23 protein-coding genes are annotated in these 22,230 nt (G+C 59.1%); 11 read left to right on the top strand and 12 right to left on the bottom strand.

Annotated features, from left to right (window positions below):
• Position 1: 1 nt before the first annotated feature.
• The 3 genes from A1355_RS15150 to A1355_RS15140 all read left to right on the top strand — a co-directional run bounded on the left by A1355_RS15150 (position 2) and on the right by A1355_RS15140 (position 2,681).
• Entirely contained in the window at positions 2-454 is a 453-nt protein-coding gene (locus tag A1355_RS15150) for a hypothetical protein (protein WP_064029635.1), read from the top strand.
• A 1-nt stretch (position 455) separates the two neighbouring features.
• Positions 456-1,727 carry a (Fe-S)-binding protein gene (locus A1355_RS15145; protein ID WP_064029633.1) on the top strand — a complete coding sequence of 424 codons (1,272 nt, stop codon included), beginning with the start codon at positions 456-458 and terminating at the stop codon, positions 1,725-1,727.
• Between the two features lie 522 nt (positions 1,728-2,249).
• A complete protein-coding gene (locus A1355_RS15140; protein ID WP_139306352.1) occupies positions 2,250-2,681 on the top strand; it encodes an RNA-binding protein in 432 nt (143 codons plus the stop codon).
• 162 nt (positions 2,682-2,843) lie between these two features.
• On the opposite strand, the gene lipA is transcribed toward A1355_RS15140, so the two are convergent.
• The 6 genes from lipA to A1355_RS15110 all read right to left on the bottom strand — a co-directional run bounded on the left by lipA (position 2,844) and on the right by A1355_RS15110 (position 7,402).
• Complete coding sequence (gene lipA / locus A1355_RS15135; protein ID WP_064029629.1) at positions 2,844-3,806, bottom strand: lipoyl synthase; 963 nt, start codon at positions 3,804-3,806, stop codon at positions 2,844-2,846.
• Entirely contained in the window at positions 3,803-4,411 is a 609-nt protein-coding gene (gene lipB / locus A1355_RS15130; protein ID WP_082885564.1) for a lipoyl(octanoyl) transferase LipB, read from the bottom strand. The genes lipA and lipB overlap by 4 nt, the downstream gene beginning before the upstream one ends.
• A 4-nt stretch (positions 4,412-4,415) precedes the next feature.
• A complete protein-coding gene (locus tag A1355_RS15125) occupies positions 4,416-4,682 on the bottom strand; it encodes a YbeD family protein (protein ID WP_064029626.1) in 267 nt (88 codons plus the stop codon).
• Positions 4,679-5,518: an aminotransferase class IV gene (locus A1355_RS15120; protein WP_064029624.1), complete on the bottom strand. Its 840-nt coding sequence runs from the start codon at positions 5,516-5,518 to the stop codon at positions 4,679-4,681. Before A1355_RS15120 ends, A1355_RS15125 begins: the two co-directional genes overlap by 4 nt.
• Complete coding sequence (locus tag A1355_RS15115) at positions 5,515-6,678, bottom strand: D-alanyl-D-alanine carboxypeptidase family protein (protein WP_064029622.1); 1,164 nt, start codon at positions 6,676-6,678, stop codon at positions 5,515-5,517. The genes A1355_RS15120 and A1355_RS15115 overlap by 4 nt, the downstream gene beginning before the upstream one ends.
• Before the next feature lie 97 nt (positions 6,679-6,775).
• Positions 6,776-7,402, bottom strand: a complete 627-nt coding sequence (locus A1355_RS15110) for a helix-turn-helix transcriptional regulator (protein WP_064029620.1) — start codon at positions 7,400-7,402, stop codon at positions 6,776-6,778.
• 246 nt (positions 7,403-7,648) lie between these two features.
• On the opposite strand from A1355_RS15110, the gene A1355_RS15105 reads away from it, so the two are divergent.
• Both A1355_RS15105 and A1355_RS15100 read left to right on the top strand, forming a co-directional pair.
• Positions 7,649-8,026: a group I truncated hemoglobin gene (locus tag A1355_RS15105; protein ID WP_064029618.1), complete on the top strand. Its 378-nt coding sequence runs from the start codon at positions 7,649-7,651 to the stop codon at positions 8,024-8,026.
• Between the two features lie 8 nt (positions 8,027-8,034).
• Positions 8,035-9,018 (top strand): 2Fe-2S iron-sulfur cluster-binding protein, encoded by a 984-nt coding sequence (locus A1355_RS15100; protein ID WP_064029670.1) that lies wholly within the window; start codon positions 8,035-8,037, stop codon positions 9,016-9,018.
• Here A1355_RS15100 and A1355_RS15095 read toward each other — a convergent pair.
• Positions 9,015-9,893: a LysR family transcriptional regulator gene (locus tag A1355_RS15095; RefSeq protein ID WP_064029616.1), complete on the bottom strand. Its 879-nt coding sequence runs from the start codon at positions 9,891-9,893 to the stop codon at positions 9,015-9,017. The genes A1355_RS15100 and A1355_RS15095 overlap by 4 nt on opposite strands.
• Before the next feature lie 163 nt (positions 9,894-10,056).
• Between A1355_RS15095 and A1355_RS15090 the strand changes: the two genes are divergently transcribed.
• From A1355_RS15090 to A1355_RS15070, 5 genes are all read left to right on the top strand, one after another.
• A complete protein-coding gene (locus A1355_RS15090; RefSeq protein ID WP_064029614.1) occupies positions 10,057-10,875 on the top strand; it encodes a hypothetical protein in 819 nt (272 codons plus the stop codon).
• A gap of 8 nt (positions 10,876-10,883) precedes the next feature.
• A complete protein-coding gene (locus A1355_RS15085; protein ID WP_231883684.1) occupies positions 10,884-12,446 on the top strand; it encodes a DHA2 family efflux MFS transporter permease subunit in 1,563 nt (520 codons plus the stop codon).
• Complete coding sequence (locus tag A1355_RS15080; protein WP_064029610.1) at positions 12,443-13,870, top strand: efflux transporter outer membrane subunit; 1,428 nt, start codon at positions 12,443-12,445, stop codon at positions 13,868-13,870. The genes A1355_RS15085 and A1355_RS15080 overlap by 4 nt, the downstream gene beginning before the upstream one ends.
• The gene (locus A1355_RS15075) at positions 13,867-15,030 is read left to right on the top strand and encodes an HlyD family secretion protein (protein WP_064029608.1); all 1,164 of its coding nucleotides are present in this window, start codon (positions 13,867-13,869) and stop codon (positions 15,028-15,030) included. The genes A1355_RS15080 and A1355_RS15075 overlap by 4 nt, the downstream gene beginning before the upstream one ends.
• A 290-nt stretch (positions 15,031-15,320) precedes the next feature.
• Positions 15,321-15,737 (top strand): hypothetical protein, encoded by a 417-nt coding sequence (locus tag A1355_RS15070; protein ID WP_231883683.1) that lies wholly within the window; start codon positions 15,321-15,323, stop codon positions 15,735-15,737.
• A gap of 253 nt (positions 15,738-15,990) precedes the next feature.
• Here the strand turns inward: A1355_RS15070 and rpsI are convergent, their stop codons facing one another.
• Both rpsI and rplM read right to left on the bottom strand, forming a co-directional pair.
• Positions 15,991-16,380 carry a 30S ribosomal protein S9 gene (rpsI, locus tag A1355_RS15065; protein ID WP_064029605.1) on the bottom strand — a complete coding sequence of 130 codons (390 nt, stop codon included), beginning with the start codon at positions 16,378-16,380 and terminating at the stop codon, positions 15,991-15,993.
• Between the two features lie 15 nt (positions 16,381-16,395).
• Positions 16,396-16,824 carry a 50S ribosomal protein L13 gene (rplM, locus tag A1355_RS15060; protein ID WP_064029603.1) on the bottom strand — a complete coding sequence of 143 codons (429 nt, stop codon included), beginning with the start codon at positions 16,822-16,824 and terminating at the stop codon, positions 16,396-16,398.
• 585 nt (positions 16,825-17,409) lie between these two features.
• On the opposite strand from rplM, the gene A1355_RS15055 reads away from it, so the two are divergent.
• Positions 17,410-17,922 carry a copper resistance protein NlpE gene (locus tag A1355_RS15055; RefSeq protein ID WP_331710123.1) on the top strand — a complete coding sequence of 171 codons (513 nt, stop codon included), beginning with the start codon at positions 17,410-17,412 and terminating at the stop codon, positions 17,920-17,922.
• A 77-nt stretch (positions 17,923-17,999) separates the two neighbouring features.
• On the opposite strand, the gene A1355_RS15050 is transcribed toward A1355_RS15055, so the two are convergent.
• From A1355_RS15050 to A1355_RS15040, 3 genes are read right to left on the bottom strand one after another with little or no spacing between them, the layout of a single operon-like run.
• Positions 18,000-19,361, bottom strand: a complete 1,362-nt coding sequence (locus A1355_RS15050; protein ID WP_064029599.1) for a sigma-54-dependent transcriptional regulator — start codon at positions 19,359-19,361, stop codon at positions 18,000-18,002.
• Positions 19,358-21,514 carry a sensor histidine kinase gene (locus A1355_RS15045; protein ID WP_064029597.1) on the bottom strand — a complete coding sequence of 719 codons (2,157 nt, stop codon included), beginning with the start codon at positions 21,512-21,514 and terminating at the stop codon, positions 19,358-19,360. The genes A1355_RS15050 and A1355_RS15045 overlap by 4 nt, the downstream gene beginning before the upstream one ends.
• Positions 21,496-22,137, bottom strand: a complete 642-nt coding sequence (locus A1355_RS15040; protein ID WP_082885563.1) for a DUF4390 domain-containing protein — start codon at positions 22,135-22,137, stop codon at positions 21,496-21,498. Before A1355_RS15040 ends, A1355_RS15045 begins: the two co-directional genes overlap by 19 nt.
• Between the last annotated feature and the right edge of the window lie 93 nt (positions 22,138-22,230).

The raw sequence follows: 22,230 nt of genomic DNA, 5'->3' as shown, positions 1-22,230 counted from the left end.
CATGATCGAATCGCTCGCCGACCCGTTCCAAAACCACCGCCTGTTGCTGTTTTATAAAGGCGACATCAGCGCCTTGACATTATTCCTGCAGCAAGCCTCCGGAAGTGTGTTCTTTCCGGAACCGTTGCCGCCACTGTCCGAAGCGTTGGAGGAAGATGAAGACGCGCCGGCCGGCAAGGTGAGCGTGCATCCGGCGATGTTGCTGAGCACGGCCAATCAGACTCTGCAATTGGACAACGATTTGCTGCGGATCGAAGCCGGTTTCGCCGAGCAAGTCGATGCGCCCGGTGGTGTGATTACGGTGTATATGGCGCGTTTCACGCTGCTCGACCCGCCGCATCTATTGATGGAAAGTCGTAACTGCAAATTTCGCACCTTACCGGAATTGCGCGGTCGGCCGCCGGCGGAAATGGAGTTGCTGCGTCGCGCGTACGTAAAAATGATGGAGGGCTAATATGTTCGACTTTCAGGATTTCGGCTTCGACTCGGCTAGCGACGGTTCCGCGGACGCATCGCCGCCGTCGACCGGTCCTTATATTCCCGAAGCCAGCGAATGCATGCGCTGCGGTATGTGCGTTAGTACCTGTCCGACGTTTCGCTTATTCCAGGTGGACGAACAGACGCCGCGCCGCCGGGTGCGTACCATCGCCAAAATATTAGCCGACGACGCTGGCGTTGGCGTCGAAGAACTCGCGCAACTCAACGATTGCGTTCAGTGCCGGACGTGCGAGACCGTTTGTCCCAGCCGAATGAGTTATGGGACATTGTTCGACCGGGCCCAAGCCAAATTGCGCGCGACGGCGAGGCCGTCTTGGTTGGCACGGCTGGGGTTGCGCTTGATCGAACGCAAGCACGCCCGGGCACTGTTGCTGCCATTCGTCACGCTGTATTTACGCTCCGGTTTGCAGAAACCGCTACGCGCCAGCGGACTGTTGGCGAAACTCGGTTTGGGAGCGGCCGAAGCCTTGGTTTGCGAGCCGTCCTTGGTCGGAATGGCCGGGATTTATCCGGTGGAGCGTCGCATCAAATATCGGGGCAGGGTAGCGCTGTTTACCGGTTGTTTGGCCGAACATTTCGATCGTCCGGTCCAGGTTGCGGGCATCAAGTTACTGAATAGGCTCGGTTATGAGGTCGTGGTGCCGGAAGAGCAGGGTTGTTGCGGCGCGATTCATCAGCACAACGGCTTGCCGGCGGAATCGATGATGGAAGCCAACATCGCCGCGTTTTACGCGCTGGAAGTCGAAGCGGTTATATACTCCGCCAGCGGCTGCGGGGCTATGTTGACCGAATATCAAGGCGGAGATTCCGAGACATCCGGTTGGTTTACCAAGCATTTGATCGACATCAACGAGTTTTTGTTGGCGCATTGGCCGGAAGATCTGCAACTGGCGGCTTCCAATCTGAACGTGGCGGTCCATGAACCCTGCAGTCAACGCAATGTATTGAAGAATAGTCAGAGCGTGTATGCCTTGTTGCGCAAGATTCCAGGCGTCAATCTGGAAGCGTTGGCCGACAATCAGTTATGCTGCGGTGCCGGCGGTACTTATATGCTCAGTCATCCCGAAAACGCCGAATCGTTGCGGGCCGCCAAGCGTCTGGCGATGGCCGGATCCGGAGCCGATGTCGTAGTCAGCGCCAACTTTGGCTGTGGTTTTTATCTGAACGCCGGGCAGCCCGCAGGCTCCAGAGTGGTTCATCCGCTGCAACTCCTCGCCGATCGCATCTAAACTCAAGGTGTCTTGTAGAGTTCTAACCTAACGGTCGTGAAAGGCTTTTCGTAAAATATGAGCGCGTGAGGGGCTTTAGCCGCGGTTGATGGCGTTCCGACGCAGGGATGTCCGTAACTCGCCCAACGCCTTTCAGAGTAATTTTGGGCTTGCGGTCGGTCGCCGATGCCGCTATGATCGCGTCAGGCTGGAAGTTTGCGAGGCGCGGTTGTCGGCGAATCATGTTGAATGGTAGCGCTGCCAGGCGATTTGGCCAGGATGGTGCGGTATCCGTCGATCGAGATACAAGCTGCTGCTTCAGAGTCTGTTTTAAAAATCGTTCCTGGGTGGAACGTTTGGCGCACGGACCGCCGCCGCGCGGGTTGGACTCTCTGTCCGGCCCGTTTTTTTGCCTGCCGTTTGGTGCCGGCGGTAAGAACAGGAGCCTGATTTGTCGCGTAACGAGCGTCGGCTAAGATGTATGTGGCGGCGCAGTCCTTTCGGGAAGATGCGCATTTTAGTTCCACGTCGATTCCAGTTACGATGCAGACAGTGATTATGATTTTGTTTTTAAAGGATATTCCTGCGAATACTCGACCCAACGAGTTACACGATTACGTGTTTTCGGCGTTTACGAACGGTGGAGATCAGGCGTCCGGTCGGGTTTTGAAAGCCGAGGTGATGGTGATTCGGGATAAGCAAACCAATGGTCTGGAGCACCACGGTCTGGTTTTCGTCGATTCGCGGGCCAGCGGCATGTTGGCGATTCAAAACCTGTCCGGCAAACCCTTCAGCAATACTTGCGTGTCGATCAGGCCGTATGTGCATAGGGATCTTAACAACGATAGGCGCTTGCTGGAAACGTCGGCCGGCTATCAGCAGCGCGGCATTGATCGGCGGCGGGGCGATCGGATCGAAATCCACATCGATTTATCCAATGTCTTCCATTACCAGGACGATATGTTGCCGGCGTGACTCGGTAGAATATGCAGGGAGATTAGTGAGGCGCCGCGTAAGGAGCATTCCGAAGCCAGAGGGGTAGGGTCAGCGGAACGCGGTACGGGCGCCTCGATCCAGATTAGCAACGTCCGATAAACTCAAGCTTAACGCATGGCACTAACCTAGGGGGCTTGCTCGCTATACTCCGACGATGACGGCGGCTTGCAGGTCGGCGTGGTAGGACGAACGCACCAACGGCGCGCTGGCTACTTGTTTGAAACCCATTTCGGTGGCGATTTCTGCATAGCGTTGAAATTGGTCCGGATGGATATAGGCCTGGACCGGCAAATGGTCCTTGCTGGGCTGCAAATACTGACCCAGCGTCAGCATGCTGCAACCGTGCGCCAACAAGTCGTCCAGCACCGCCAAAATCTCCGCCTCGGTTTCGCCGATGCCCAACATCAGGCCGGATTTGGTCGGCACCTGCGGCAGATGTTCTCGATGCAGCTTTAGCAGTTCCAACGATCCCTGGTAATCGGCGCCGGGCCGGGCTTGCTGATACAGGCGCGGCACGGTTTCCAAATTGTGGTTGAACACATCGCAGGGTTGCGCGGCCAAGATCTGCAGGGCTTTACCGACCCGTCCGCGAAAATCGGGGACCAACACTTCCACAACGGTGGCGGGGGATCGCCGGCGCACCTCGGCAATACAGGCGGCAAAGTGGCCGGCGCCGCCGTCGCGCAAGTCGTCGCGGTTCACCGAGGTGATGACCACGTACTTCAACGCCATCGCGGCGATGGTATTGGCCAGATGCGCCGGTTCCTCGGCGTCCAACGCTTGCGGTTTGCCGTGGGCTACGTCGCAGAACGGGCAACGCCGGGTACACAGATCGCCCATGATCATGAAAGTAGCGGTGCCGTGGCTGAAGCATTCGCCCAGATTCGGGCAGGCCGCTTCCTCGCACACCGTGTGGAGACGGTTGGCGCGCAGGGTCTGCTTTATCCGGTTGACCTGATCGCCGGCCGGTAGCTTGACCCGGATCCAATCCGGTTTGCGCAATACTTCGCCGGTCGTTTCGACCTTGATCGGAATCCGCGACAATTTATCGGCATTGCGTTGGTGGGTTGCGGGCGTGGAGCGGGAAGGGGCGTTCAGCGTCATGATTCTATCGCCTGAAGTAATTGGTGAACTATCGGAACGGCCAGTTCGTCGGTGCTTATCTTAACCCCCAAATCGGCCAGTTGGGTAACCGGCAAATTCGGGTAGCCGCAGGGATTGATGTCGCGGAACGGTGCCAAGTCCATGTCGTTGTTCAGGCTCAAGCCGTGATAGCAGCAGCCGCGTTTGATGCGCAGGCCCAACGACGCGATTTTGCGGCCGTCAACGTAGACGCCGGGGGCGTCGGCGCGGGCCGAGGCCGAAATACCGTATTGGCTTAGCGTGACGATGACGGCTTGTTCCAATAAACTGACCACCTGCCTTGGGCCTAGACTCAGCCTGCGCAGATCGGCCAACAGGTACACGATCAGTTGGCCGGGGCCGTGGTAGGTGATCTGGCCGCCGCGATCGCAGGCAATGACTGGAATCGCCGTCTCGCGCAGTAGGTGTTCGCGCTTGCCGTTCAGGCCCAATGTGTAGACCGGCGGATGCTCGACGATCCAGATCTGGTCCGGACTGGCGCTGTCGCGCTCGGCGGTGTAGTTTTGCATGTCCCGCCAGACCGATGCGTAGTCGTGCCGGCCCAAGTGTTGCAGGCTTGCATTCACTGGCTTACAGCGCCATCAACACGTCGGGACAGGCTGTCAAATCCAGGTAAATCGCGTCCAGTTGGCCGCGGCTGGTGGCCTCGATAACGACGGTGACCGCCGTGTAATTGCCGCCCTTGCTCGGCCGGCTAGTGACCGCGCCTTCGCGAATGTCTTCGACGTGGCGGCGGACGATCTCGACGACGATTGCGTCGAAGTCGTCCCGGCTCTTACCCATCGCCTTAATCGCAAATTGGCAGGGAAATTCCAGCAGGGAATCGGCTTCGCTCATGACAGCGACTTTTTATAGGTTTGCAGTAAATCGTCCAGCCGTTGCCAAACCGGCCCTGGCTTGCCGGTGCCGATCGGTTTGCCGTCCAATTCAACGACGGCGAGGATTTCCCGGGTGGAGCTGGCGACCCAGACCTCCTCGGCGGTTTGCAGGCCTTCCAGCGCGATGATGTCTTCGCGGCAGGGGATGCCGTCGGCGCTCGCCAATTCCAGAATCACGTCGCGGGTGATGCCCGGCAGGATTTCGTTGGATTTGGGCGGCGTGATCAATTCGCCGTCGATGACCGCGAACAGATTGCTGGCGGCGCCTTCGATAACGTAGCCGTTCTTGACCAGAATCGCTTCGGCGCAATCCCGATCCAGGGCTTGTTGGCGTAACAGAATGTTGGCCAGCAGGGTGATTGCCTTGATGTTGCAAAGCTGCCAGCGGGTATCGTCCAGCGTGATCGCCTTGATACCGGCCGACTTGCCTGGAAACGGCTTGATCTCCGAGCACATCGCGAAAACCGTCGGCACCACGGTTTCCGGGAAACCGTGATCGCGGGTCGGCGCATAGCCGCGAGTGATTTGCAGATAGATGTATTGGTCCTTGCCGGCCGACAGCAACGGCTGGAAGATGGCTTGCCAGTCGGCGACGCCGTGCGGCACCGTCAAGCGGATGCCGGCCAGACTGTTATTCAGTCGAACGATGTGGTCTTCCAGGCGGAACAATTTGCCGCCGTAGGCGGGTATCACTTCGTAAACGCCGTCGCCGAACAAAAAGCCGCGATCCAGCACCGACACCTTGGCTTCGGTCAACGGCAGATAGTCGCCGTTCAAATAAACAAGTTCGGTCATTCCTTCTCCAATAAACCGATGGCGGCATCGTACAAGCGCCGGAACAGGCCGCCCTCGGCTATCGCTTCCAGCGCCACCAGCGGTTTGCTGACGACGGTTTCGCCGGCCAACGACACTACCAGGCTACCGACCGTGTCACCCTTATTCAGCGGCGCGACGATGGCTTTGTCGGTCTGGCTTTCGGCTTTCAATTCGCTGAAATGCTTGCGCGGCGCGGTGACGTAGAGGTCTTCGGCCAAGCCGACCGGCAATTTCGAGGTGACACCCTTGCGCACCCGCGCTTCGCTCAAGGCCTTGTTACCTTCGTACAGCCGATGGGTTTCGAAGAAGCGGAAACCGTAGTTCAACAAGGACTGGCTCTCGTTGGAGCGGGCGTTCGGGCTGGCGGTACCCATTACCACCGAGATCAGCCGCATGTCCTCGCGTTTGGCCGAAGCGACCATGCAGTAACCGGCGTCGTCGGTAAAACCGGTTTTCAGGCCGTCGACCGAAGGATCGCGCCAAAGTAGCAGGTTGCGGTTTTGTTGGGTAATACCGTTGAAAGTAAACTCTTTTTGCGAATCCCAGCGGTAATATTCCGGAAATTCCTTGATCACCGCTTGCGCCAGCAGCGCCAGATCGCGCGCCGAACTGTAATGGTTGGGACTGGGCAGGCCGGTGGCGTTTTCGAAATGGCTATTGGCCATGCCCAGGCGGCTGGCTTGCTCGTTCATCATCGTCGCGAAAGTTTGCTCGCTACCGGCCACGTGTTCGGCCAGCGCCACGCTGGCGTCGTTGCCCGATTGAATCACGACACCTTGCAGCAAGTCCTCGACCGCCACCTGCTTGTTGACTTCGACGAACATTTTCGAGCCGCCGGTTTCCCAGGCGTTCTGGCTGATCGTGACTTTTTCGTCCAACGTCAAATGACCGGCCTTAAGCTCGCGGAATACCACGTACACCGTCATGATCTTGGTCAAACTGGCCGGCGCGACGCGTTTGTCGGGGTCTTTTTCGGCCAGCACCCGACTGCTGTTGAAGTCCATCAGGAAATAGCTGCTGGCGGCGACGCTCGGCGCGGCGGGCGTAAAAATCGGACTGGCGGCTTGCAGCGATGCGACGGTCAGCATTAACGACAGCCCAAACAACAGGCTGCAGGCCGTACGGAAGGATGGTCTCATGATTTCTCGGTAAAAAGTCGTTCGGGAAAGCGCCATTGTATCACCGAGACGCTCGGCTACGAAAAACCGCAAGCCCGTTCGGCGCCGGAACCCTGGGCTAATCCGGCGGCGCCAAGCACTTGAATCGGCATGTGCAATCTTGCTTTGCCATGCAAGCGGTTTGCTCGATCGGCCGTTCCAGCAAGGTTGCGATTAATGCCCGGTCGAACTCGCACAATTCCGGGTGGCGCTGAGCCATGTCGTGGTAGACGCAGTTGATGGCTCTAATTTGGCCGGTGTCGTCTTCGAGATTGGCGTGATAACCCAGCGACTGCATCAATTCGACTAGCGCGGCGGTGCGTTCGGCGAGACTCTTACCGGCAAAGCGAGGGGCCAAGGTCTCGGCCAGATTTTCGCCGGTTCGCCACATCAAGCGGCGTAAACCGGCTTCGCCCAATTCGTTGCGCAGTTGGTCCAGCAGCAAGGTACTGAACCAGGCGTATTGCTTGGGTAGCCGATTTCGGCCGGCCTCGGTCAAACCGTAACTGCGCGACGGCCGGCCGCCGGTGCTGTTCCAGGCGGCCTCGCGGATCAGTTGGTCTTTTTCGAGTCCGGCCAGATGCTGTTTGACCGCGTTGCGCGAAATCCCCAACGCGGCCGCCAGTTCGTCGATGCACAGGCCCGAAGGCGCATCTAATAACAGAGTCAGAATTTGTTCCTGGCGGGAGCCGGTTAAAACGTTCATCGAATTTTGCGGGCTGAGAAACGGGCCACTATTGTAGCGCGTTAGCTCGTGAATGGCCGGATTCTCGTGGGCGCGTGGCGGAGCTTACGATTAAATTTACCGAATGTTTTGATGGCGACCGGCAAAGGTAGCTAGAGCAGCCTATAATACTTAAAACATAAAAATATTGTAAAAGTATTTTTACCGGTTTATGCTGTGTCCGGGTCGAGCGACCCGACTTTATCAACGCAATCCACGGGAGATGCCATGAGCGCAGCAATTTCTTTGTACGAACAATTGGGCGGCGAAGCGGCCGTCAATGCCGCCGTCGATATTTTTTACCGCAAGGTGTTGAGCGATCACCGAATCAACCGCTTCTTCGACAACACCGACATCGACAAGCAGGCCGCCAAGCAGAAAGCCTTTTTGACGATGGCTTTCGGCGGTCCCAACCATTACAACGGTGCCGACATGCGGCGGGCGCACGCCCATCTGGTCGAAAAACTGGGCCTGGACGATACCCACTTCGACGCGGTGATGGAACACTTGGGCTCAACCTTGCGGGAATTGAACGTGCCGGCCGACTTGATCGCGCGAGCCGCGGCGATTGCCGAAAGTACCCGCAGCGACGTGTTGAACCGTTGAGCGCGGCGATGGCGGAAATCAAGATTAGCTTCAACGGCCGCCAGGCACTGTGCGGTGCCGGCGAAACGGTGCTGGATGCGTTTCTGCGTGACGGCATCGAGATCGATAACGGTTGTCGGCAAGGCGTATGTCATGCCTGTCTGGTGCGCAGTCTAGACGGCCCGCCGCCCGCCGCCGCGCAAGTCGGGTTGAAGCCGGCGCTGCAACGCGAAGACTATTTGCTGGCCTGTTTGTGCCGGCCCGAGCGCGATATGCGTTTGGGATTGGGTGGCGCGGCGGCGGGCTACACTGCGGCGGAGGTCGTCGAAAAGCGCAATCTGAATGCGCAGACGCTGTGGCTGGCCTTGGAATGCGAGCATCCGCTGGCATATTACGCCGGCCAATTCGTCAATTTGCGCCGCGCCGACGGTTTGATCCGCAGTTATTCGATCGCCAATAGCCGAAATTCGACCCGCCTGACTTTTCATATCCGCCGCTTGGCCGGAGGCCGCTTCAGCGAATGGGCGCATCGCGAACTGGCGGTCGGCGATCGGATCGACGTTTCCGATCCGCAAGGCTTTTGTTACTACCTGGCGGACTTGCCGGCGGCCAATCTGTTGCTGATCGGTACCGGCAGCGGTTTGGCGCCGCTGGCCGGGATTGTCGAGGAAGCCTTGCATAACGGCCATCGCGGGCAAATTCGGCTGTATCACGGTAGCCGAGACGTCGAGGGCCTGTACTGGCTGGATGAAATGCGCGACTTGGCGCGAGCCCACGCCAATTTCCATTACACGCCGTGCGTGTCGCGCGGCGACGCGCCGTCAGGCATTGCTGCCGGCCGTGCCAACGACGTGGCAATGGCGGAGTTGCCGGGTTTGCGCGATTGGCGGGTGTATTTGTGCGGCCATCCCGACATGGTGGATCGCGCCAAGCGTCAGGCCTATTTGAGCGGCGCGGCGCTGGCCGATATCCACAGCGACGCGTTTCACGTCGCATCGCCGACCTTGGATTAAGCCGGCTCGGCGCGGTCGCGGCCGTCCCCGTGCCGCTCGCGGAGCGCCGCGGCCCGGAGTAGGTCCACCACTTGCCGCAGTATGTCGTGGTCGGCGGCGCGGGCGGACACCATATAAGCCGGTAGAGTGAAACTGGGGCTGTTCGCCAGTGGAAACAAGCGGCCGGCCGCGATCAACGGCGCGGCGATCCGCTCCGGCAGAAAGCAGGAGCCGCCGTTACGCGACACCAGTTGCGCTGCCAGCCAGCCGATGTTAACGCGCTGGGCCGGTCCTTCCAGATCGGGGAAACAGTTGGCGTGTTTGGTATAAAACGCCGGACCCCAATCGACGTAGACGTAGTCCGGATCGGGCCAGCGGCGATTAGGTTCGCTGGCCAGCAAGATCAAGGTCTCGTCGAACAAATGCTCGATCAGCAGGCCGGCGCTGTGTTGCGGCGTGTACATCATGCCGATATCGATGCGGCCCTGGATCAGGCCGCGCATCAAGTCGTCTTCGAAACCGATTTCGCCGCGGATCGCGATGTCCGGAATCGTCCGGCGTATCTCGCCTATCCAATCCGGCAGCACCGCTTGCCACAGCCCGACGCGGGCGCCGATCGCGATGCTGGCTCGAAACCGGCTGGGTAGGCCGATGTCGTGGCGGGCTTGTTCGAAGGTCAGTAACAGGCTTTGCGCATGTGGCAGAAATCGCTGGCCTTGGCTAGTCAGCGCGGCGCCGGCGCGGTTGCGCACGAACAACGCGGCGCCCAACTCGGCTTCCAAACGCTGAATGCGGATGCTGACCGTCGATTGGGTGACGTACAAATGCCCGGCCGCTGCCTGAAAACTACCGTGGGCGGCCACGCTTAAGAAAGTCTTGATTTGGTCGAGATCCATGTCTTTGTATTGATTTTTTCGATATTAAAGTCCAATTAAATTCGCTTGTCTAATGTTATGCGGCTTTTTATAGTGGGTCACAGTCGAATAGAAAGCGATTCGCTGTTATTTGGTTGAGTGCTTTTTACGTTCCGCGATTGCTAATACTCTGGGGGAAGTCGATATGTCCGATTTAGAAGCTTTGGCTCCGCGCGAGGACGCGCCGGGGCGAGGCTGTAATACAGGGAGTCAAACCGCGATTATCCGGGCCGCATCGGCGCTTGCCGGATTGTGGCTGGCCGCCGGCTGCGCGGCGACCAGCCCGAAGCAGGCGGCGGATTCGGGCGTGGCGCCGGTTTCGGTGTTGGTCGTGCCGTTGCAAGCGCCGCCTCTGGAGGTCTGGCCAGACCTGATCGAACAACGTCAACCGGCTTACCGCCAGATTCGTCATCAAGCCTTGGACTTCCCGGTTCACCTGGCGGCGTTTCGCTTGCCCGGCGGGATTTTAACCAGCGGTGCGCTCACCGGCGACGACGCGATCGCGTCGCCCGGCCCGGATTGGTCGCCGCTGCCGGCCCTGGCCGAGCGGGCCGCGCTGACCTTGTGCGCGCGAGGGGTCTACGCCAGCGTTGCGGGTGCAATCGCCGCCTTGCCGCTGGCTCCGGAAACCGCCGATCCGGCGCGCTGGCGCGCCGCGATCCAGGCCTGGTACGCCGCGCCGGCCGCCGTCTACCCTGTTGGCGTCGCCGACAAAGTGCTGGAATTAGGGATGTTGGGTTGGCGAACCTTTGACGATCAATTGTCGCTGCGTTTGTTATGGAAATGGATCGATCCGGCCAGCGGCCGAGTGACCGGGCGCGGTAACGCGGAACGTACCTTGGTCGATCCGCAAGCGCGCGCCTCGTTAACCGTGGACGGTGCCGCCTTCAAGAGCGCGACGCTAAAACTGGGTGGCGCGTTACTCGACGACGGGTTGCCGACCGGTTCCGCCGGACGGCAATGAGCGGGCGCATGTTAAGACGCCAACGGGGATGGCGCTTCGGTTTATTCAACGCCTGTTTGGGGTTGGCGCATGCGCTGGTGATTTTCAATGCCGGGGCCTACATCGCCATGTTGCCGCGCGTCGCCGGCGGTTTGGGTATCGCGCCCAGCGAAGCAACCTGGACCCAGACCGACTACATGATGGCACTGGCGCTGGCTTATCCGTTGGGCGCTTGGCTGGTCAGACGCGTCGGCGACTACCGGGTGCTGGTGACGGCCTTGGTCGGTTTTGCCGTTGCATCCTGGTTGTGCGCCGCGGCGGACGGCTACGCGCGCTATCTGGCAGCGCGAATTTTACTCGGCGTTTGTGGCGGCATTTCGCTGCCGGCCGGGCAGACTTTGCTGTTGAACGAATATCCAGCGCGCGGAAAGTCGGTCGGTGTCGGCGTCTGGAGTGTATTTACGCTGACGCCGTTCAGCCTGGGGCCGCCGATCGGCGGCTGGATCGCCGACGAATGGGGGTGGCGCTGCCTGTTTTGGGCGAATGTGCCGATCGCGTTGAGCATTGCCGGCCTGGTCGCGGCCTTGCTATACCAGCGCAAGGTAGCCGTTGCCCGGTTGCGCTTCGATGGGCTGGGGTTGGCGAGTTGCGTTACGGCCTGGTTCGGTTTACAGACTTTATTGAATCGCGGCAACGACGTCGATTGGTGGCGGGCCGATTCGCAAATCGTCTTAGCGCTGGCGACGTTGTTGGCATTCGCGGTCTGGATAGGACGGGCGCGCTCAACTTGCCGACCTTATCTGGAGTTACGGCTATTGACCCATCGCAATTTCGCGGTTGGATTGACGGTATTGTGCGCCGGGTTTTTGGGGTTCCAGGGATTGTTGTCGCTGCTGATTGTGCAATTGCAGCTGAATTTGGGCTACTCGTCATGGTTGGCCGGTCTGGTTTTCTTGCCGATGGCGGTTTTCGCCAAACCGGTCGCGGCGGTGATGCATGAAATCGTCAAGCGCGTGGACGCCCGTTGGCTCGCGAGCTTGAGCCTGGCCGGATTTTCGGTGTGCTATTTTTGGTTGAGCCGCTTCGACGATAGCGCGGCTTTCGCGACGCTGTTGGGGCCGAAATTGCTGGAAGGCGCCTGCTTGGGCGGATTCTTCGTGCCATTAACCGCGCTGATGCTGCACGATTTACCGGCGCGGCGTCACGCCGCCGCGCTGGAATTGGCCGGCGCGCTGCGCATCGCGGCCGGCGCGATCGGTATTACCTTGCAAGGCTGCGTACTTTATCGGCGCGCGCCGCTACATGCCGTTCATTACGCTGAGTGGATGGGAGCCGATAGCGTGGCCGCCGAACGGGCTGCGTCGTGGTGGCGGGCCGCAGGCTATACCGACGATCGGGGCTTGGCCAGGCTGGCGAAAGCCGCCGCGCGGCAAGCGGCGATCCAGGGTATCGACGATGCGTTTTGGCTAGCCGGTTGCGGCTTTGCGATCTTGGCGGCGCTGGTCTGGCTGGCGCGGCCGACGCGGGTGCGCTCGGCGCTGGCCGATTGGCGCGACGGTCGAGAGGAAGCGGTCATGGAGGAAAACGCGTGAAACTCGCCGGCTGGGTTTGGATCGTTGCGCTAGCGGGGTTGGGCGGATGCGCCCAGTTTGGCGATTCCCGGCCGGCCGCCGAGAAAATTTCGCTCCCGCCGATGACGCAAACCTTGCGAGATGCGCAAACCGGCGCTTGGCCGGTATCGGACTGGTGGCGCCAATTCGGCAGTCCGGAACTGAATCGGCTGATCGAAACAGCGTTGGCGGAGAATCCCGACCTGGGTGTTGCCGCCGCTCGTTTGCGGCAGGCGCGGGCGCTGGTCGACGGTCAGGCCGCGGCACTCTATCCGACCGTGAGCGCCAATGTCGCTTTCAGTGCTCAGCGGTTTTCGGCCAACAGCGTTCAGGCGAAACTGGCCGGCGAGCAGTTTCGGCAATTATTAATCGATCCCGTGGTGTTACGGTATCACCTGGATCTTTGGGGTAGGGATCGCGCCGAATTGCAGCAGACCGTGGACGGCGCATTAGCTAGCGCCGCCGAATTGATGGATGCCCGGTTAATGTTGGCGGGTAGCGTGGCCCGAGCCTATTTCGACTTGGTCGCGGCCGAGCAACAACGTTTGGTCGGCGAACGCTTGCTGGCCAGTCGCCGGCGGTTGCTGGCCCTGGCGGCCCGTCGGCGCGATAGCGGCTTGAGCAGCGACGCGCCCTGGCTGAACACGCAAATAGACCTCGGCGAATCCGAGGCAAGCTTGGCGGCGACCGGCGCTTCGGTCGAACTCGGGCGGCATTTGCTGGCGGCGTTGGCCGGACGCGGCCCGGATTGGGGGGCGGATATCCGTGTCGAGCATGCGGCGCCGGCTTGGCCGGGTTTGCCGGCCGATTTGCCGTTGCATTTGCTGGCGCGGCGGCCCGATGTCAGCGCGGCGCGGTTACGTGCCGAGGCTGCCGCGGAAGCCGTGCATGTCGCCCTAACCGAGTTTTATCCGGACGTGAATTTGATCGGCTTGGCGGGCTTGCATAGCGTTAGCCTGACCGACGTGGTATTCCACGGTTCGAGTCTGGCGTACGCGGTTGGGCCGTCGTTGACATTCCCTCTGTTCGAAGGGGGTCGGCTGCGCGCTAATTTGGCCGATAGCGAGGCCGGTTACGACGCGGCGGTCGAGTTTTACAATGCGACATTGTCGACGGCGGCGCGCGAGGTCGTCGATGCCGTGAGCCGTGGCCGTGAGGCGTTCGCCACCGCTGAAGCGCTAGTCCAAAACCTAGCGGATGCGGAACGGACCAAGCGAGTGGCCGACATTTTGCGGCAAACGGGCTTAAGCGATGCCGCCGGTCCGCTTCAGGCCGCCGTTGTCGTCGATAGGCTGCACTGGCGAATTGCGACGGCGCAAGCGGCGCGGGCTAAGGCGGTTGTCGCGTTGTGCGAAGCCTTGGGCGGCGGCTTTCAGGAAGACCAAGTCCTGTCGGTTGGCCGATGAGCGAAGTCCGCGGACACGGTCCCCGAGCAGCCCTGCGTCGGCGCAATCGGCGTTTGCGGTGGACCTTGATCGCTTGCGTAACGGTCGCGTTGGCTTATGCCGCGCGCGGCTGGTGGCTGGATAGACACTGGGTGAGTACCGACGATGCTTTTGTCGCCGGCCATGTGCTTGGGGTCGAGGCGCAAACGGCGGGTACCGTGGTGGAGATATTGGCCGAGGACACGCAAGCGGTGGCGGCCGGTCAGTTGTTGGTCAGGCTGGATGGCCGGCATGCCGAAATCGGCTTGCGCCAAGCAGAGGCTGAGTTGGCGGATGCGGTTCGGCGGATCGCGGCATTGGCGGCGAAGCGGGACACCTTGCACCAACGCTTGGCGGCGCGCGGCGCGGCATTGGCGGCGGTCCGTCACGACCTCAACCGTATGCGTTTGGCGATTGACGAGGGCGCGGTATCCGAACAGCAGGTGCAAAATGCCGAAGATAAAATCCGCGAGCTGGAAGCGGCGGAGTTCGAAGTCGGCGCGGAACAAACCGAATTGGCGGCGCAACTCGGAACCACCGATATCGCCGAGCATCCCGCCGTCGAATTAGCCAAGCAACGCTTGCGTCGTGCTTATTTGGAGTACCGGCGTCGGGAAGTCCGCGCGCCCGTCGCAGGTGTCGTCGCTAAACGTAAGGCCAGGGTTGGCGATAGCGTTCAACCGGGCACCGCGCTATTGACCATCGTGGCCGTGGATCGTTTGTGGGTCGAGGCCAATGTGCCGGAAAACCGCATAGCCGGCATTCGTCCGGGTCTGCAGGCCGAAATCCGGGTCGATGCCTATCCGGACCGGCTTTATCACGGTCGCGTGGAGGGTTTGCTACCGGGTACCGGCAGCGTGTTTGCGTTATTGCCGACCGATAACGCGACCGGCAATTTCATACATGTCGCCGAGCGGGTGCCGGTCCGGGTGGTCCTGAGCAACGAGGAACTGGCCGAGCGGCCGTTACAGCCGGGATTGTCGACGCTGACTCGCATCGAACTGGTTGCCGATGATCGTCAAACTCCCCGACAATCGCTGGTCGATACGACCGCCGTCGAGTATAGAACCATGGTTTACGACGACGAGTTAGCCGGGGTAGAAGAGGCGATCGCGTCGATTGTCGCGGCCAACCGGCGGTAGCAAATGGGGTGTATTGGTTTGGCAAGGCATCATCGGCGAGATTACAAAAAGGCATAGAGCTGTTCTCTATGGGTAGCTCCATGCGTGGTCGGGTGTCGTTGCTCGAATAGCAGCTTCGCCCGACTTTGTTGGCTTTGGCACAATCTGGCGTTCGCGAAAGACTCGGATTTGGGCAGGAAGTGCCGGGCAATGCTGGGCCGCGACGGTCGGTTCGCCTATTTTCAGAGATCGCCGAAAATTTGGAACGGCTTTTGCTGAATGACTTTACCATCCATTGTCGAGAGTGTGCCATGACCTTACATATTGCCTCCATGATGCCGGACCGCGCGCTGGAAGACAGCGCGATCGCCAAGGCCATTACCAAAGTTGCCATCGATCTGGCCGGACTGCGCGAGCATCATCTGCAGAAGCGCATGCCGGTCGTGGATATTGTGTTTATGCTGCCGAGCCGGGTCGAAAAAGCCGATTTCGACGGCTTGCGCTTGCATTCTTTCGACGAGTCGATGCAGGTCTTGCGGGTCGAATCGGCGGTGCCCGAGAAAATGGTGGCGTCGTCTCACGCCGAGCGTTACGTGGTTGCGGTGATGCTAGATGCGATTGAAGCCGCCGGCGACTTTTTCGCCGAGAGAAGCATTTTGTTCGATGCGCCGGAACATCTGACAATGGTGCTTGCGTTGTTCCCCGATCGGCAACACGCGATCAATTAAGGCTCGCTCGGCTAAGTCTCGCGACTGGCTCGCGTCGCGGCCACTGGCGTCGCGATTGACGATAGTCTAGCGCATTTGAGGTTGTCGAGTCACTCTGACCGGATTGCTTAACGCGATTCGGCTTGGCCGGAAAAACGGTTTCGGGCTGGGTAGGTTTTAGTTTTCGGGGTGGATTTTGTGGCCGAATAATCGGTTGCCCCAAATTTAATGACACAAAAAAGCCGCTTTCCAGCGGCTTTTTTGGTAGAACCGATTAACGTTTCGAGTATTGCGGACGTTTTCTGGCTTTGTGTAGACCGACTTTTTTACGTTCGACGACACGGGCGTCGCGAGTTACGTAACCGGCTTTACGCAGGGGCGATCTCAATACTTCGTCGAATTCGATTAGGGCGCGAGCCAAGCCGTGTCTGATGGCACCGGCTTGACCAGATGGGCCTCCGCCGCTAACGAGGATGTTGACGTCGAAGTCGGCGGTTTTGCCCAACAACTCCAGCGGTTGTCTGGCAATCATCTCGTCGGTTTTGCGACCGAAATATTGCTCAACAGGGAGGCTGTTGATGGTGAATTTGCCTGAGCCGATGGTGGCGTAAACGCGCGCGACCGAGCTTTTGCGACGACCTGTTCCGTAGTACTGAGCTGCCATAAACTATCTACCTGCTTAGAATTCTAAAACTTTGGGTTGCTGAGACTGATGATTGTGCTCAGAACCCGCGTAAACTTTCAATTTTTTGAACATTGCCCGCCCCAACGGATTCTTAGGCAGCATGCCTTGTACCGCAGTCGTGATGATGCGGTCCGGGAAGGTTTGTCTCAATTTGCCCAGCGAAGCAGACTTCATGTTGCCTATGTAGCCGGTGTGGCGATAGTACATTTTGTCTTTTTCCTTGTTGCCGGTCACGCCGACTTTCTCGGCATTGATGACGATGATGTAGTCGCCGGTGTCGACGTGCGGCGTGTATTCGGGTTTGTGTTTGCCGCGAAGACGGCGTGCAATCTCAGTAGCAAGGCGACCTAATGTCTTTCCTTCCGCATCGATCACGTACCAGTCGCGCTTAACTTCCGCGGGCTTTGCACTAAATGTTTTCATTATTTGCTTCTCAAAGGTTGAGGCGGTCTATAAAAACCCGGAATTCTACTGAAACGTCAAGCCAAATTCAAGTTTATTTGGGTTTGAATACCGACGCTTAACCGTGTGCTTGCGTTTTATCGATCGCGTAAGCACCTGGCGCGCGGTGTTCGTAACGATAGTCGTCACTTCGGATTGTTATCAAGACCGGCTGGAGATCCTAGGATGCTTTGGCCTTTGGCCGCGCGGATTTTGGGTGACGAGAGCGAAACACGGTGTCCAGCGGCGAATTTCGATCGATGGAAAACTCGGGCTATCGATGCGACCCGTGATCAGTTCGCCAGACAGCGCGCGAACGGCACCCCAGTCCAGTATTGATAACGGCGATTTCACTGGTAGTCTTGCCTAAGGCGCGGAGAACCAAGTCCGAAACTGTCATAATCGCCCGCCTCGGGATACTATAGCGCTCCAGTGAGCGGCCCACTCTCGATCGGCTGGGGAGATTCGTCAATCAGCCGGTGTATCGCGAGCCGCGAGAACGATCATTTAACGCACAGACCAGAAAAATCGCTTATGCAAACATTAAACAGAACAATTACAAAAAATGTGACATGGATTTTTTTCGGCGCCTGCTTGGCCTCGTTTAACGTCGCCTGGGCCGAATCCGATATGCAACTGCAGGAAAAAGCGCTGAAGGCGCGGGAAATGAGTCGGCATCAGGAGCAAGGCGTCGATCATTCCGCCCACGCCGCTCCGGCAGACGAAACCGGCGGGTTTCGCGGCGTGTTCTACGGTTACTTGCCGTGTAAGGAAAAGGATTGCGATGGTTTTAAAATGACGCTGTCGCTCAAACCAAAAAGCAATTATTTGTTGGTAACCCAATACGCCAGGGAGTCCAGTCGGGAGTATTACGACAAAGGTAAATACGCGTGGGACGAAAAGTCCCGCACCTTGCTGCTAACCTCGAAGAAAGACGAATCGGTGCGGAAATTCACGATTCAGGACGACAGCACGCTGGTGTTGCTGAACAGCGACGGCAAGCCGATGGCCGGCGATCAGGACGACTATACCTTGCGCCGCAGCGACAAAGCCAAATCCCGCGAAGTGCATATTCATTAACGCGAGCAGGCGGCGAGGCGACCAATCTCCGCGCCGCCTTGCCGGGGCCGTTTTTTGTCGGTCTCGGCGGTGCTGACTTAGAGTTTGATCTTCAGCGAATGCAGCTTACGGTAAAGGTGGGTGCGCTCCATGCCGATAGCCGCCGCCAATTTGGCCACGCTGCCGCCGGTCTTTTCGAAGTGGTATTCCAGATAGGATTTTTCGAAGTGGTCGCGGGCTTCCTTTAGCGGCAAATTGAAAAATTCCGGCACGTTCGAGCCCAGTTTGGGTTGTTCGGCGATCGAGCCCAGCGCGGTCTTGACTTCGTCCAGCTCGATGTCGTCGCCGGCGCCCAAGATCATCAGGCGTTGCACCAGATTGCGCAATTCGCGGACGTTCCCCGGCCAGCTGTAGTTGCGCAAATAATTTTGCGCGGCCATCGAGAAGCGTCGGAACGGCAATTTTTCGTGCATCACGAAATGATCGACGTAGAAATTCAACAGTGCCGGTACGTCTTCGCTGTGATCGCGTAGCGGCGAGATGTCCAGCGTCACCACGTTCAGTAAATAGTACAAATCCTGGCGAAAACGGCCGCTGTTGACCTCCTCGTCCAGCGCTAACCGCGTCGAAGCGACGACACGTACATCCACTCTTACCGCCTGACTGCCGCCGACTCGCAGAAAGGAGCTGGACTCCAGCGCGCTGAGCAAGCGGGTTTGGGTTTCCGGGTCCATGCCGCCGATTTCGCCGAGGAACAAGGTGCCGCGGTGGGCTTGTTCCAGCAAGCCTCGATAAATCCGGCCGTTGTCCTCGCGGCCGAAAAACTCGACGGCGGCGTTTTCCGGCGAAATGCTGCCGACCGAGACGTCGACGAAAGGGCCGTCGCGCCGCGAGCTGGCGTTGTGCAGATAACGGGCGTACATTTCCTTGCCGACGCCGGCCTCGCCGACGAACAGCACCCGGGCGTCGTGTTGGGCCAGACGCTTCAGTTTGTCCTTGGTGCGCTCGACCACGGCGCTCTTGCCGACCGGCTCGACCGTGATCATCAGTTGTTGTTTCAGGCCGGCGTTTTCGCGTTGCAGAGAACTGGTTTCCAGCGCCCGCTCGACGATCAGCAGCAATTTAGCCAGCGACAGCGGTTTTTCCAGAAAGTCGTAGGCGCCCAGCCGAGTGGCTTCGACCGCCGATTCCACCGAGCCGTGACCGGACATCATGATCACCGGACACAGCGAACTGTCTTCGCCGACCCATTCGCGCAGCAAGGTGATGCCGTCGCTGTCGGGCATCCAGATATCCAGCAGTATCAGATTGGGCGGACGTTGATTTTTCAGCTTACGGGCTTCGGTGGCGTTTTCGGCCATCGCTACATCGTAACCTTCGTCTTCCAAAATTTCCGATACCAGTTGACGAATGTCCTGCTCGTCGTCGACGACCAGTATGTAGGGCGCTTGCTTGTTCATGAAGGGTTCCCGAATTCAAAGACCGGCAGTTGGATGATGAAGCCGGCCCCGGCATTATAAGACGTATCCACCCAGATCACGCCGCCGTGTTCCTCGATAATTTTTTTGACGATGGCCAGGCCCAGGCCGGTGCCCTTGGCCTTGCTGGTCACGTAGGGCTCGAAAATCGTTTCGATCTGCTCCGCATTCAGGCCGCTGCCGTTGTCGTACAGGCTCAGTTCCACGTATTCGGCGTTGTTGCGCACCACCTTGGCGATCTTAATCGTCACCCGGCACTGTTCGGTGGTCGCTTCCTGGGCGTTCTTGATCAGATTGTGCAGCACTTGGCGAATGCTGACCGGGTCTGCTTCGACGATCACTCGTTGATTCTTGAAGTCGGTGTCGAATTTGATGCCGAACGGCGTGTACAGCGCCAGCACTTCTTGGATCAAGTCCAGCAAATGGATTTTTTCGACTTGCTTCTTGGACGGCCGGGCGTACTCGGAAAAGTCGTCGACCATCCGTTTCATCGCCTCGACCTGTTGGACGATGGTGCGGGTGCCGCGTTGCAAAAACTCAGCGCCGGCCTCGTCGAGTTCCTTGGCCAGTTTGTGTTGCAGACGTTCGGCCGACAGCTGAATCGGCGTCAACGGATTCTTGATTTCGTGAGCCAGTCGGCGGGCTACTTCGCCCCAAGCCGCGTTCTTTTGGGCTTGTATCAAGTCGGTAACGTCGTCGAATACCACCACCGCGCCGGTGCGGCTGCCGTCCTGCTGGAACAGCGGCGTGCCGCGGCACAGCAATTCCTGGCGGCCGTTGGGGCCGAGGAAGACAATGCGCTGCTCCCAGATGTCGTCGGCTTTTTCCAGCAGTCGCTGGATCGCTGTCAGCATGTCGGCCAGTTCGACGTGATTGGCGGCCAGTTCCGGTAAGGTTTGGCCGACGAAATGGCTGACCGGGATGTGCAGAATTCGGTAGGCGGCCTGGTTGGCGGTGCGGATGTAGTAGCGGGCGTCGAAGCTGATCACGCCGGCGGTCAGATTGGCGAGAATGGTTTCCAGGTAGGCGCGTTGATTTTCGACTTCCAGGCCGGCGGCGCGGGTTTCGTCGCGGGAGCGGCCGATACGCCGGGTCATCTGGTTGAACGATTCGACCAAAAAGCCCAAATCGTCCTGGCTCATGACCGGCAGTTGCTGTTGATAGTCTCCCTCGGCGACGGCCTGGGTGCCTTTGACCAACTCCTTGACCGGCGCGACGATGTTGCGGATGCTGATGAAAGCCACCCAAATCGCCGCGAGCAGACTCAACAGTAGCACCAGCAGCAATATCAACGAGAAACTGGTTTTCAGCGAGTCGCGTAGAAAATTCATCTGCTGGTAGCGAATGAAGGCGAACTCGATCGAGTCGGCCAAATCGGTGACCCGCAGCGGAATCGGATACAGCACTTGCAGGTAGCGACTTTGGTCAGGCTCCAGCGAGACGATGATGCGGACCAGCATGTCGTCGTTGTCGCCGGGATCGAACGCGAAATATTGCTTGTTTTGACGTAGCTGCAGCCAGATCTGTTCGTCCGGCATATGCGGCAGAATGTCGCTGGGATTGACGCTGCTCGACGCCAAAATCCGGCCTTGATGGGTGAAGACCGCCAGTTCCAGCGCGCCGGATTCGGCCCACAGCGAGCCGATTTCCAACGCGATCAGATGCTCCGACTTACCACGCAATTTGTCGGCCATTTGCTGGGTTTGCTTAATGTGCCAATTCATCCGTTGGGTCAGTGACGACTGGCTGAGTTCCAGCGCGTCGTCCATCGCCCGGTCGATTTCGACGTTGAACCAACTGTCGATGCCTTGATGCAGGAATTGCACCGAAAAATAAAACACGATGGCCGCCGGAGCCAAGGCCAATAACACGAACAGCGACACCATCCGGGTGGTCAGCCGGGAGCCGGCCTCCTTCTTCTTCAGTTCGCGGACCAGCGAGTAAGCGTTGACGACGACCAGTCCCAGCAGGATGATCGATCCGAGCGTATTGATGACCAGCAGCCAGGAATACATTTCGCCGAGTTCGGACGATTCCTGGCTGGCGCTGCTCATCAATTGCAACAGCAGCAAGACCGCCCCGAACAGGATGACGATCAGAGCGCTGGCCGGCAGTTTTATTTTGGGATTGACCATAAATACCAGTCGCTGGACAAAAACCACCGATGGTCCAGATAGGCCATCGGCCGGAGCGGAATCGGCAGGGCTTCGCGGTCGAAGCGGGTTTTTACCGCGAGCTGTAACGGCGTCGCGTCGAGATTTTCGCCGGCCGGCGCCATGTCCGTGCTGATAGACGCCATGAACGCCAAGGCCGCGCTCAGGGTTAAAAACATTTCGCTGCCGCCGTTTCCGGTTTCGACGGCGTATTGGTTTAGCAAGGCGTGAAATTGCAGGGTGTAGCGCAGTTCGCGGCTGTAGACGGTTTCTTCCCATAACCGGCCGGGGCGACGTAACTCGATAACAACACGCCAGGTTAGCGGTACCCCTTTATGCAGCGCTTCCTTGGCGGTTGGACTCAAGCGATATTCGATTTGCACGCCGGCTGAGTAACCGTATTCGCTGGTTTTCCATTGTGGGTCGCCGATTTTTGCCGAGTAATCGCCGCCAGAGGCAGTTGGTAGCCAGAAGGCGATGATCAGCGACAGCAAGGCGCTGATCCAGCGCCGATTTCCGGGGTATCCGCGCGCGGGGTGTCGCTTGTCGCTCTGTGCGCTAGCGGCACTTAGCGCGGTGTCAGGCGGATTTCCGCAGCTTGGCATAATAGAATCCGTCCATTTGCCGGTCGCCGGTTAGAATCTGCCGGCCGTGCGGCCGCGCCAGTCCCCAATGAGCGGCGATCGGCAGTTCGGCGG

Source organism: Methylomonas koyamae, assembly GCF_001644025.1.
In the GTDB taxonomy this organism is placed as follows: Bacteria; Pseudomonadota; Gammaproteobacteria; order Methylococcales; family Methylomonadaceae; genus Methylomonas; species Methylomonas koyamae_A.
Note: the sequence above shows the minus strand (reverse complement) of the source record. Positions and strands in the feature narration are given on the sequence as shown.

Bases quoted from the DNA above. Each gene is read 5' to 3' on its own strand.
- A1355_RS15145 (WP_064029633.1), top strand. From the start codon at position 456: ATGTTCGACTTTCAGGATTTCGGCTTCGACTCGGCTAGCGACGGTTCC.
- A1355_RS15070 (WP_231883683.1), top strand. From the start codon at position 15,321: ATGACCTTACATATTGCCTCCATGATGCCGGACCGCGCGCTGGAAGAC.
- A1355_RS15075 (WP_064029608.1), top strand. From the start codon at position 13,867: ATGAGCGAAGTCCGCGGACACGGTCCCCGAGCAGCCCTGCGTCGGCGC.
- A1355_RS15125 (WP_064029626.1), bottom strand. From the start codon at position 4,682: ATGAGCGAAGCCGATTCCCTGCTGGAATTTCCCTGCCAATTTGCGATT.
- A1355_RS15120 (WP_064029624.1), bottom strand. From the start codon at position 5,518: ATGACCGAACTTGTTTATTTGAACGGCGACTATCTGCCGTTGACCGAA.
- A1355_RS15100 (WP_064029670.1), top strand. From the start codon at position 8,035: ATGGCGGAAATCAAGATTAGCTTCAACGGCCGCCAGGCACTGTGCGGT.
- A1355_RS15150 (WP_064029635.1), top strand. From the start codon at position 2: ATGATCGAATCGCTCGCCGACCCGTTCCAAAACCACCGCCTGTTGCTG.
- A1355_RS15095 (WP_064029616.1), bottom strand. From the start codon at position 9,893: ATGGATCTCGACCAAATCAAGACTTTCTTAAGCGTGGCCGCCCACGGT.
- A1355_RS15085 (WP_231883684.1), top strand. From the start codon at position 10,884: ATGTTAAGACGCCAACGGGGATGGCGCTTCGGTTTATTCAACGCCTGT.
- A1355_RS15110 (WP_064029620.1), bottom strand. From the start codon at position 7,402: ATGAACGTTTTAACCGGCTCCCGCCAGGAACAAATTCTGACTCTGTTA.
- A1355_RS15140 (WP_139306352.1), top strand. From the start codon at position 2,250: ATGCAGACAGTGATTATGATTTTGTTTTTAAAGGATATTCCTGCGAAT.
- A1355_RS15115 (WP_064029622.1), bottom strand. From the start codon at position 6,678: ATGAGACCATCCTTCCGTACGGCCTGCAGCCTGTTGTTTGGGCTGTCG.
- rplM (WP_064029603.1), bottom strand. From the start codon at position 16,824: ATGAAAACATTTAGTGCAAAGCCCGCGGAAGTTAAGCGCGACTGGTAC.
- A1355_RS15050 (WP_064029599.1), bottom strand. From the start codon at position 19,361: ATGAACAAGCAAGCGCCCTACATACTGGTCGTCGACGACGAGCAGGAC.
- lipA (WP_064029629.1), bottom strand. From the start codon at position 3,806: ATGACGCTGAACGCCCCTTCCCGCTCCACGCCCGCAACCCACCAACGC.
- A1355_RS15040 (WP_082885563.1), bottom strand. From the start codon at position 22,137: ATGCCAAGCTGCGGAAATCCGCCTGACACCGCGCTAAGTGCCGCTAGC.
- A1355_RS15045 (WP_064029597.1), bottom strand. From the start codon at position 21,514: ATGGTCAATCCCAAAATAAAACTGCCGGCCAGCGCTCTGATCGTCATC.
- rpsI (WP_064029605.1), bottom strand. From the start codon at position 16,380: ATGGCAGCTCAGTACTACGGAACAGGTCGTCGCAAAAGCTCGGTCGCG.
- A1355_RS15090 (WP_064029614.1), top strand. From the start codon at position 10,057: ATGTCCGATTTAGAAGCTTTGGCTCCGCGCGAGGACGCGCCGGGGCGA.
- A1355_RS15105 (WP_064029618.1), top strand. From the start codon at position 7,649: ATGAGCGCAGCAATTTCTTTGTACGAACAATTGGGCGGCGAAGCGGCC.